Annotated in this window: 11 protein-coding genes; 2 read left to right on the top strand and 9 right to left on the bottom strand. The window is 56.4% G+C overall.

Going from position 1 to position 10,675, the window contains the following annotated elements:
* Positions 1-235: 235 nt before the first annotated feature.
* The 7 genes from K0F75_RS25080 to K0F75_RS25050 form a co-directional block, all read right to left on the bottom strand.
* Entirely contained in the window at positions 236-1,435 is a 1,200-nt protein-coding gene (locus tag K0F75_RS25080; protein WP_219064655.1) for a hypothetical protein, read from the bottom strand.
* Between the two features lie 137 nt (positions 1,436-1,572).
* Positions 1,573-1,944, bottom strand: coding sequence for a cupin domain-containing protein (locus tag K0F75_RS25075; protein ID WP_219064654.1), 372 nt, complete (start codon positions 1,942-1,944; stop codon positions 1,573-1,575).
* A 209-nt stretch (positions 1,945-2,153) separates the two neighbouring features.
* Entirely contained in the window at positions 2,154-2,948 is a 795-nt protein-coding gene (locus K0F75_RS25070; RefSeq protein ID WP_219064653.1) for a hypothetical protein, read from the bottom strand.
* 274 nt (positions 2,949-3,222) lie between these two features.
* Entirely contained in the window at positions 3,223-3,417 is a 195-nt protein-coding gene (locus K0F75_RS25065; RefSeq protein WP_219064657.1) for a LuxR C-terminal-related transcriptional regulator, read from the bottom strand.
* Between the two features lie 497 nt (positions 3,418-3,914).
* Entirely contained in the window at positions 3,915-4,385 is a 471-nt protein-coding gene (locus K0F75_RS25060) for a VOC family protein (protein WP_219064652.1), read from the bottom strand.
* Positions 4,386-4,594: 209 nt separating this feature from the next.
* A complete protein-coding gene (locus K0F75_RS25055) occupies positions 4,595-5,914 on the bottom strand; it encodes an MFS transporter (RefSeq protein WP_219064651.1) in 1,320 nt (439 codons plus the stop codon).
* Positions 5,915-6,128: 214 nt separating this feature from the next.
* Entirely contained in the window at positions 6,129-6,317 is a 189-nt protein-coding gene (locus K0F75_RS25050) for a hypothetical protein (protein WP_219064658.1), read from the bottom strand.
* On the opposite strand from K0F75_RS25050, the gene K0F75_RS25045 reads away from it, so the two are divergent.
* Positions 6,232-8,400: a methyl-accepting chemotaxis protein gene (locus K0F75_RS25045; RefSeq protein WP_219064650.1), complete on the top strand. Its 2,169-nt coding sequence runs from the start codon at positions 6,232-6,234 to the stop codon at positions 8,398-8,400. The two genes, K0F75_RS25050 and K0F75_RS25045, sit on opposite strands and share 86 nt — an antisense overlap.
* A gap of 45 nt (positions 8,401-8,445) precedes the next feature.
* Here K0F75_RS25045 and K0F75_RS25040 read toward each other — a convergent pair whose 3' ends face one another.
* Complete coding sequence (locus tag K0F75_RS25040; protein WP_219064649.1) at positions 8,446-8,940, bottom strand: GNAT family N-acetyltransferase; 495 nt, start codon at positions 8,938-8,940, stop codon at positions 8,446-8,448.
* Positions 8,941-9,141: 201 nt separating this feature from the next.
* Between K0F75_RS25040 and K0F75_RS25035 the strand changes: the two genes are divergently transcribed.
* Entirely contained in the window at positions 9,142-9,447 is a 306-nt protein-coding gene (locus K0F75_RS25035) for a PepSY domain-containing protein (RefSeq protein WP_219064648.1), read from the top strand.
* A gap of 115 nt (positions 9,448-9,562) precedes the next feature.
* Here K0F75_RS25035 and K0F75_RS25030 read toward each other — a convergent pair whose 3' ends face one another.
* Positions 9,563-10,654 carry a PQQ-dependent sugar dehydrogenase gene (locus K0F75_RS25030; protein ID WP_219064656.1) on the bottom strand — a complete coding sequence of 364 codons (1,092 nt, stop codon included), beginning with the start codon at positions 10,652-10,654 and terminating at the stop codon, positions 9,563-9,565.
* Positions 10,655-10,675: the final 21 nt, after the last annotated feature.

Below are 10,675 nucleotides of genomic sequence, written 5' to 3'. Positions count from 1 at the left end.
GCTTAAGTCGGGGAAGCCGTTTGACCCAAAACTGGCGCTTGCTCATTGAGGGTCAAGACGGTATCTACCTTGACCCGGCTTGCTGCGCGACAGTCCTATCAAACAATCGGTAACCATCTGAAATAGATCATTATTTGTAGGAGCTGACTTGTCTGCGAATAAGCCCGGCACGGGCTTCCGACAGGTTTGAGCCATGATCGCCTGCTGGCGGGTGTTGGATCGAGGTGCGCGAGCCTTAGTCCGGTAAATCCAGCGCCATGCCGCCGGGGTGTTGTTTAATTTCGCTGTAAGGCACCACCGACCACTCCGGGCTTTCGCAGGCGCGCATCACGCGGGCGAAGGATGGGCCGAAGTACAGGCCGCCGGGTTTGAAGTACCAGGCCGGGAAGCTCCAGATGTTCGGATCGCTAAAGTTGCAGTCCTGGTCTTTTGTTGCCGGTTTTTTCATTTTTTCCGGGGCGGAGATTTTCAGCTGGCTCACGATCCAGGGCGCGAACTGCTTGTTGCGGTAGTTAGAGAAGGTGTCAAAGCTCACGCTGGATGAGTCTTTTCCGTTGGCGTCCTCGCGATCATCGTAATGGAAGGCTTTGCCTTTACCGATCCAGAGCACGTCTTCCAGCGACAGCGATTTTCCCGTGTTCACATCGACGCTGATCGGCGAGTCGCCGAAGTCAGGATGTGCGCCGCCACAGTTGTAGCGGGTGAAGATATTCACGCTGACGATGCCGGGCGACAGCAGCTCGGGCGTGACCGTTTGCTGAAAGTCGGCGCCGAAGCGACTGCCCTGGAGCAGGCAGGCGTGGTAACTGACCACTTCATTCCACAGACGGGCGCGCAGTTGTTGATTGATGCGATCACGCTGCTCCGGTGTATAGCCCGAGGTGATCTCGAACAACGAGAGTTTGGATTCCGGTTCCGTCCACCATTGCAGGGTGTAGCCCATGAAGGTCTGCATCCTGTCCGGCTGGAGCGGCAAGCCTTGCAGGCGCAGGTAATCGTAGGGTGACTGTTGATAGATCGTCTGCCAACCCGCCTCAGTACCTTCAGGCGGTGGCGGTACTTGTGTTTCGGTCAGTTCAACCATGAGGGTTTTACCCTCCGGGCCTCTCCATTCACCTTGCCAGTCTGATTGTGCGCCTTGATGAAGGAGCAGCTCGGGAAGCACTTTGCCGCTGTTGTCATCCAGGCCCTCCTCGAGGGTGAGATCCTTCCCGCTCAAGACGCCGCTGAGTGGCAAGTCATTGTGGTACTCCTCGTAGAAGTACCGACCGCTGACCACCATCGGATCGCTCAGGTCCAGCTCCAGTACAATCGGCATATTGCCCAGTGTGCCTGTGAAGACGTGCAGGGGTTCGCTGGCGTGAAGGGTGAATGGCAGGAGTGCACAGAGGAGGATGGCGTACGCAGGACCGGGGCTGAACAATCCTTTGGTCATGAGGCAATCCTTTAGCAAAGGGATGGACGATCCTCGAACTCTAGATACAAAGCTCATTTCGTGCCCGAACAATTGCAAAAGGGGCTGACTCATTGATCATCAATGAACCGCCCCTTTTACCCTCGCTTCGAACAAGATCAAGCCTTCTTGGCGTAGTTGGTTGCGCCAAACCAGTCGACCAGCACGACCGTTTCGTTGCCAACGACCCAGGCATCATGGCCTTGGGGCAACGAGGTGATGTCTCCGGGTCCGGCGATAAACTCTGTGCCGTCATCCATGCGAATGGCGATTCTGCCCGCGACGTGGTACTGGAAATGCGGCGCCTGGCAGCTGGCTGTTTTGGCCAGAGGCTTGATGTCATTTGACCAGCGCCAACCGGGCTCGAAGGTATATCGGCCGACTTCTGCGTCGCCGATTTTGAGGATTTCAGCTTTACCGTGACCAAACTCCCGGACTTCATCGGGTTTGGAGTAGGACTTGTGTTCGGTTTTTTGCTCGTGAGTGTGCATGACAGGGTTCCTTGATCGAGTGACTGGATAATCCCAAGCCCCCGGAGCCGATGTCCCGACCGCTACAAGGCTTGGGGGGCGCCCCCAATAAAGTACCTAATCAGTCTAGTACCGAATTCTGGTCCCCCCATTGATTGATCTTGAGATCTTGAGAACGGTGACGTTCGGTTGGCATTGGATAACGAGCGCTTGGTGTCAGTTGAATGCGTTCATCCGCGTGCACCCAGGCTTACCAGCAGACTTTCGGGTGTTTGTTCAGCAAAAATTTCACTCAGTGGTTTGTCCAGAGTCAGCGTGCCGTAGAGCCGCTCCTCGCGCTCCAGATAGCGTTGCTGCACGTCCCGATAGCCCTCCGGATAAATGCTCTGCTCTACTGGCAGCAAGGCGTCGAAATGTTCAAGCAGGCCTTTAAAGACCACCCTTCGCTCAACCGTTTCATGGGTTGTCGCGATCAGGCGGGCGAAAAACTGGCCATCGAAGGTCCGAAGTTCTTCACTCGCGGCATAACGCTCAGCAAGGTTATAGGGGCCTAAATCGTCATAAACGATGCAGCACAGCGAAGCCCTTGGCAGGTCGGCGAAAGGGTTCTCGCCAGACGCTCGACGCTGCTGGCAACCCAGTGCAAATTCCAGCGCTTTTTCAGCCAGCATCAGCCGCGTTGGGTCAGTGCTTTCAGGCAATATTTGAAGGTAGGGCGCCTGCCGCCCCTGCTCAGCCACCTGAATGGAAAAAGCGGCCAAAATACCTCGCGGCCCCACGATTCTCCCTTGCAGGTCCTGCAGTTCAGGTTTCGACAACCTGGCCTGTCGAGCCGCCAACTGCGAGCAGTCCATCGGCAAACACTCATCGATATTGCAGAAGTCGATCCATTGCGGGGTATAGACGGTTGCATCAGCCGCGGTCATGGAAACATTCACGAGGGTTACTCCACTTGTTATTAAGAAGACGTCCTGATTTTGTATTTCTTTGCATTCACTCATTGTCCCACTGCTGCCGACCAGCAAAGAAACACCCTCGACCCTGCGAGTGAATAAGTAAATACGCGTTCAACACACGCCATTATCGTTAGTCGACAATGTGAGTATTAACGCTTATTCAAGGCAGCCGAATGCCTGCCAAGATAAACACACTCCAAACAGTAAATTGATAACTAATATTGACGATCGTCAATAGCACCGACCCGCACTCAGACCGTCACAACGCCCGATATGGATTCAGCGATTAGTATTATGAACACCCTGACTTCACACACAATCCTACAGATGTAGGGGGTCACGGTTATTTTGAATCTTGTTTGGACATATACTGCGCCATTAACGCTGCACGGGTCTTGACTCCATTTTTTTTCAGCAGAGACGAGACATGATCACGAGCGGTGTAGCCGCTGATACCAAGGGCCTCCGCGATTTGCTTGTTGGTTTTACCGCGCAGCAGAAGGGACAGGACATCACGCTCTCTCCGTGTTACCCGCATAGGTTTCAAGCCTTTTATTATTGAGCATCCGACACACACAGACAGAAAGCGTCTTACCGCCTCCTTTCTTGACCTTAAACAGTAAGTCGGCACATCGACCCATTTATTTAGAATGTTTTCGCACAAATAAATACCAGACATATTTTTACGACTGTTCGCTACAGCACTTGGCACTTAGAGAATATTCCTACAATAAAATAGGACCTAACACGTAGGTCAAACACTAACGCCGCACATAAAATCTGCGCAAAAAAAATCCTCATCGATCATTTACCCCACCGGGTAAACCCTCAACGCGCAGAAGCATTTCGATATCAGTTGTATAGACAGGCAGAATAAACTTCAGGAATGATAATTACAATCATCTGTTACAAATAACGCTGTAACAAAACAGCACTTCTGTTGTCGAGCATGGCGGTTTGCCGAGGGATGTCGCAGGCCAGCACGCCGAGCTGACGGAGGTCAGACTGGCGACGTGCTGAGTATTGCGGGGACCGTCAGGCCTGCATTTGTTTGAAGGCCACTTCGGCACGCTTGCCGATTTGCTCGGGCGTCAGGTCTTCCTTGTGGGTAGCGATGAACCACAAGTGTCCAAAAGGATCTCTCACCGCGCCAGAACGGTCACCGTAAAACTGATCCTTGACCTCACTCACGACCGTGGCCCCTGCCTCGACGGCGCGCTTGAATTGCGTGTCGACGTCGGTCACATACAGGTACATGCCAAATGGAGTTTTACTCATCGGATCGGCGCTGTTGAACCCGCCCTGATCACACGGATCGGCGAGCATCAGCCTGGAATCACCGATCTGAATGTCAGCGTGCCCGACTTTACCGTCCGGGTTATTGAGGTGGAAATTCTCAGTGGCGCCAAATGCCTTTTTGTAAAACTCGATGGCCTTGGCTGCATCTTTGACGCCCATGTACACGGTCAGGCTATGGAAGCCCTCCGGGATTGCTTTGACGCTCATGTCCATTCTCCTTTTTACGAAGATAGGTTCGGCTTACAAAGACAGGTACGCCGCTTGGTCAACTGAAGACCACGTCCGTTCGTTGCGGCAGATCAGACGCAGCTGGCCGTCTTTAAGGAGGGCCTGTCGGTCGAGGCGGTTTCTGCCTCCCGACGTCGCTGCTCACTGATGCCTTATTTTATGACGCATTCGGTTGCCTCGAAAGGTCCTCAGCGTGCGGCTCTTACTGCCATGACACCATCAACTTCAACGCCTCGATGCAGGCCGAAAAAAGTCGCCGTCAGCACACCCACGACACCCATGATTGCGCAATAACCTACGCATACCCACGGGCTCCACGGGATCAGTGCGATCAACATCAACGGCGTGGTACTGGCCCAGAGTGCGTAGGCAATATTGTAGGTGAAGGAAATACCCGACACACGGATATGCGCCGGGAACAGCCCGACCATTACCGACGGCACCACGCCGACGATGCCGCAGGACAACCCCGCGATGGCATAGGCAAGGCCGGGGGAGAGCCAGCCGCCAATCAGGCAGGCATACAACAATGCGATCCCCAGCGGCAACAGCAGGCTGTACAGCACCACGCCGCGCCAGGCGCCGAAACGATCCACTACCAGACCGGCCAGGACGCAGCCGATGTTCAGAAAAACAATCCCCAGAGCGCTCAGGGCGAACGTGTGGCTGGCGGTCATGCCGAATCGTTGCTGCATCACTGTCGGGGTGATCACCACCAGCACCACCACCGCAGAGGTCAGCACGCACGTCAGCAACGCCGCAGGTAATAATGCCTGGCGATGCTCGCGCAGCACCGCTCGCAACGGAAACTCGGGCTGGGCTTCACGCTGGGCCTGCAGGGCCATGAACACCGGGGTTTCGCTCAACCAGCGCCGAAGCCAGACACCCACCACGCCAAACACGCCGCCCAGCAAAAACGGAATGCGCCAGGCGTAATCGAGAATTTCCGCAGGGCTGAACACCTGCGCCAGCCAGGTCGCCGTCAGCGCGCCCAGCAAATAGCCAAACGTCAGCCCGGCTTGTAGCACGCCCAACGCATAGCCACGATGGCCTCTGGGCGCATGCTCGGCGACGAACACCCAGGCGCTCGGGACCTCGCCACCCACTGCGGCGCCTTGCAGGATACGCAGAGCCAACAGAATCAGCGGCGCCCAGTAACCGATCTGGGCATAGGTCGGCATCACCCCGATCAGCAGGCATGGCAGTGCCATCAATAAAATGCTCAGGCTGAACACGCGCTTGCGGCCCAATCGGTCAGCGAAGTGCGCCATCAGGATGCCGCCCAGCGGCCGCGCCAGGTAACCGGTGACGAAAATGCCGAAGCTTTGCAGCAAGCGCAGCCATTCAGGCATGTCAGGCGGAAAAAACAGCTGACTCAAGGTCAGCGCGAAGAACACAAAGATGATGAAGTCATAGATTTCCAGCGCCCCACCCAGCGCCGCAAGGCCCAGGGTTGTGTAGTCCGCCCGGGACAGCGGCTGGAGGCGTGGTCGGATAATGGCTGTCATGAGCAATCCAGAACGTGAAGTGATTAAGGCTCGACCGTCACGACAGGCCGCTCCTTTGAAACTGTCACGCGACGCTTTTCGCCCGGGCGCAGGACACGAAGCATAGCAAAGTGCACGTGATGGGCTGCGCCCTCTGCCGGGCACGCTTATCAGAAAGCGCACTTCTATAGAGCACAAAAACGACACTTAAATAGGGTAAAGCGCCATAAAACGGCTAATAAGCCTGTATTTCTGTAAAAAAAACACTTATTTCACGGAATGGCTCGGTCCTTGCGTGTTCGCCGGCATCTTTGATGCCGTTGTTTAAGGAGTCCGGCATGACCTTGCACAGTGATTCAATGCAGCTATCCACCGCGGAAAAGCACTGGCTGCCCTGGTTCGGCAAGACAGGAAAACTGGCCATGAGGCGCTCCTGTCGCATGAACAAGTCCACTTACTCGGTAATCGAAGGCACGTTCGAGTCAATCGCCGAAACCCGCGTCAAATTGCTCCAGCATTGGGCTCAAGAGTACTGGGAACACTTGAGCGAGCTGAGCACCAACGTCGCACGCGACCTCACCCGGATCGACGCCTCGGTACTGGTAGAGAAGCTCAGCCAGGCGTCAGACTTTTCCGAGCTTTTTGTCGTCGATACTCAGGGCGAGGTGCTTGCCTCGACATGGCCGGCGCATTGCAAAGCCAAAGACCTGGACCCTCGCGCACTGGCAGAAGGCCTGAAAAAGCCTTTCTTGCACGGCCCCTACAGCGATCCATTGACCTTGAAGATTGGCCCGTCGTCCTCACGCTTCCATGACGAAGTCACCCTGATGTTCTATCAGCCGCTCTTGCTCGATGGCAAAGTGCTGGGTTGCCTGTGCGGACGGGTGCCGAACGATGTGCTTGGGGATTTGATCCAGCGCGAAGCCGGGCATATCTACCCCGAGTCTGGCGATAACTACCTGTTCATGGTCAAGGCCGGTTTCGACCGCACCCTGCAACCCGGTATCGCACTGTCACGCTCGCGCTTCGAGGACAACGCGTTTACCCACGGGGAAAACCTCAAGACGGGCGTACACACGGCTTGGGGCCCGGTGCAGATCCAGCGTCACACCGAGCTCGAATTGCGCTTTATTGATCCCGCCACTCAACAATTGCACCCCGGCGTGCGCGAAACCATTCGCAGCGGCTCCAATCTGTTCGTCACCTATCCCGGCTATTCCGACTACCGGCACATCCCGGTGATTGGCAAAGGCGTGACCTTCCAGTTGCCCGGCTCGGCGGATCGCTGGGGCATGATGTGTGAAGCCGATCTGGAGGAAGTCTATCGGCGCCGCTCTCTGAGCTACGGCCTGATGAAGCCCTACCTGGCCACCATGGGCGGCCTGTTCACCTGCAATTATCTGGTCCAGCACTACAGCGGCCTGGGTCAGTTGCAAATCGACGGCATCGAGATATTCAGCATGGCGATCACCGCCCTGCTGTTCTCGTCGTTCGGGCCCAAACGTCTGGCGGTGCGCCTGAGTGACATGACGCAAGTGATTCGCACCATCGCTGAAGGCGAAGGCAACCTGCGTCAGCGCCTTGATACCAAGAAGATGGCCAACGACGAAACCGGTGACATGAGCCGCTGGATCAACAGCTTCATCGACAATCTGGATGCGGTGGTCGGTCAGGTGATTCACGCCTCCAAAAGCATGGGCAAAACTAACGCGCTCATGCTCGGCAGCAGCCAGGAAGCCGGTTTTACCTCCACCGAAGTGGCTGAAGCGGTAAACCGCATGATGTTGATCGTCGAGGGGCAACTGGGCGAAATCAACCAGGCGTCATTGACGGCCGAGCAGATGAAGCAGGCCATGGACAACGTGGTACGGCGTGCTCGCGAGCAGTTTGAGGCGGTCCGCGTCGGCACCCAGTCGATTCGCGACGTGGTCGAGCGCTCGGCTTCCAGTGTGCAGTTGCTCGACAGCAGGATGGCGCAGATCAGCAATATCGTCGGTCTGATCACCAACATCACCAATCAGACCAACCTGCTGGCGCTCAATGCCGCCATCGAAGCCGCTCGCGCCGGTGAGCACGGTCGTGGTTTTGCGGTAGTCGCCGATGAAGTACGCAGCCTGGCCATCCGAACCGCCAGTGCCGCCGATGACATTAAACACATGGTCGAGGGGCTGCAAAGCGAAACCCAGCAAGCCGTGGCCTTCATGGAAAGCGGCGTGCAAGACGTCGACAACCACCTGCGCACGACCGAGGACGCTTCATCGGAAAACGCTCAGCTGCACCATGAGGTGGAAAGCATGATCAGCATCATCCAGCAGCTCAGCGACCGCAGCCTGGATTATGGCAAGACCATCAAGCGCGTCGACCTGGCCTCAGGCGAGATGCGCCAGACCGTGGTTGTGCTGCAAAGCAGCGCGGAAACCGTACGCCTGAATGCCAACAAACTGCAAAAACTGGTGGGCCAGTTTGAAGTCAGCAGCGGACGGGAGAGAAGCGCTTTGGCTTCGTAGATACAGAGCCTCACAGGCGCTTCGACAAGGACGTCGTCCCCTCTCTTACTGCCCCGGCGTAACCGCCGGCTCTGGCAGCACTTTCTCCATGTACAGACTGCGCAAGATGATGCCGCTGGGATGGACGTATTCCTCGTCCCTGATCGCGATAAAGCCAGCCGCCTGATAGAACGCAACAGCATTCAGCGAGGCAAACAGGTGCAAGCGCCTGAATGCGTGTTGTAACGCCAGCGCCTCGATGCCCTGCAGCAATTGCTTACCGATCCCTTTTCCGCCATGGTCCGGGTCGACGAAGATGGCATCGACTTCACCGGTTTGCAGGTCGAGGATCGCATAGCCCCGCAGTTGGCCATCCTCTTCGGCGATCAACGCGCCTTGGCTGGCAATCAGTCGGAGGTACGTCTCTGGCGCGGTCGTCGCACTCCAGATGTCGATCTGTGCCGGCGAGTAATGGCTGGCGCAACTGACCCGCACCGCGCGGGTTCTGAGCGCCCACAGGCGCGGTATATCGTCGATGAATGCCGGTTTGAGTTCGATCATTGCCTTGTCCACACACCCTATCGAGAAGTCATTCAACTGCGAGCGGATTGAGTGCGGCCGCTTGCCCTTGCACGGAAATATCCCTGTTACCGTCGTCATGGCAGGAAGGTATTTTCAGAAAACCGGAGACAATTAAGCCTGAATTAAGTCTGGGGGGTTACTCTGGACTCAATCAAACAGTTGAACCCAAAGGAAAATCCAATGAAAACCTTGAATGCCATGTTCGCCACCCTCGCCCTGACGGCTGTAGCGGGCCTCGCACAAGCGGATATCGGTCCCGATGAAATCGTGCGCTTGCACAAGGCTGGCACCGTAATGGACTTCGAAGTGCTGAACAAAGCAGCGCTGGTCAAACACCCTGGCGCAACCCTGCACAGCACCGAACTGGAAAGCTCCTACGGTCGCTACATCTACCAAACCGAAATGGTCGACGCTAAAGGCGTCAAATGGGATGTAGACCTGGACGCCAAGACAGGTGAAGTACTGAAAGACAAGCAAGATACCTGAGTGAGCATCATTGCTGCCCGGCCAATTTTCTGCGCCTGACACAATGCTTCGCGAGTGAATTCGCGCCCACAGATTGTTCATAATTCTGTGGAAGCACATTCATTCGCGAAAAGGCTTACTCCAGCCCCACCTTCAACAACGCCCCGTCATCCGAGTCTGTCAGCACATACAGGTACCCATCCGGGCCCATCCGCACGTCGCGGATTCGTGCTTTCAACTCGCCCAACAAACGCTCCTCATGGACGACTTTGTCGCCATCGAATTGCAGGCGAATCAACGTCTCCGCTGCCAGCGCGCCAATAAACAGGTTGTGGTTCCAAGGCTTGAAGCGATCAGAATCGTAGAACGCCATGCCGCTGATGGCCGGGGATTTTTCCCAGACATGCCTGGGCGGCACGGTGCCTTCTACGGTTTTGCCTTTGGCTTCCGAGATCGGCTGCAAGGTGTAGTCGATGCCGTGGGTTGCTATCGGCCAGCCGTAATTCTTGCCGGCTTCGATGATGTTGATTTCATCCCCGCCTCTTGGCCCGTGCTCATGGGTCCAGAGGGCGCCGGTCCAGGGGTTCAGCGCCGCGCCTTGCGGGTTGCGATGGCCATAGGACCAGATTTCAGGTCGTACCCCTTGCTGCCCGACAAAGGGATTGTCCTCAGGCACTCTACCGTCGGGGAAGATACGCACGACCTTACCTTGCAGCTTGTCCAGATCCTGAGCCGTTGGACGGTCGTTGTTTTCGCCCAAGGTGATGAACAGATAGCCGTCGCGGTCGAAGACCATCCGCGAGCCGAAGTGATTGCCCGTCGACAATTTCGGTTCCTGACGAAAAATCACGTTGAAGCTCTCCAGCCTGCTCATGTCGAGGGAGAGCCGGCCACGACCGACAGCCGTGCCAGCCGTCCCGCCCTCGCCGCCACCCTCGGCATACGAGACGTAAACCAAACGGTCATTGGCGAAGTCGGGGGACAGCACTACATCAAGCAAACCACCCTGCCCTTTCGCCCAGACCTTCGGTACGCCCGACAGCGGTTTCGACAATTTGCCGTCTGCGGACACGATACGCAGATTGCCTGGCCGCTCGGTCACCAACATGCCCTGCTTGTTCGGCAAGAACGCCAACGCCCAAGGGTGATCCAGACCTTTCACCACCTCACTGACACTGACCGCCCCCAATTCACTGTTGAGCTTTTGCGATTGAGCAGCGAACGCCATCAAGGGCACGCTGAACAAGGC

The organism is Pseudomonas sp. UMAB-08 (assembly GCF_900095225.1).
Classification (GTDB): Bacteria; Pseudomonadota; Gammaproteobacteria; order Pseudomonadales; family Pseudomonadaceae; genus Aquipseudomonas.
Note: the sequence above shows the minus strand (reverse complement) of the source record. Positions and strands in the feature narration are given on the sequence as shown.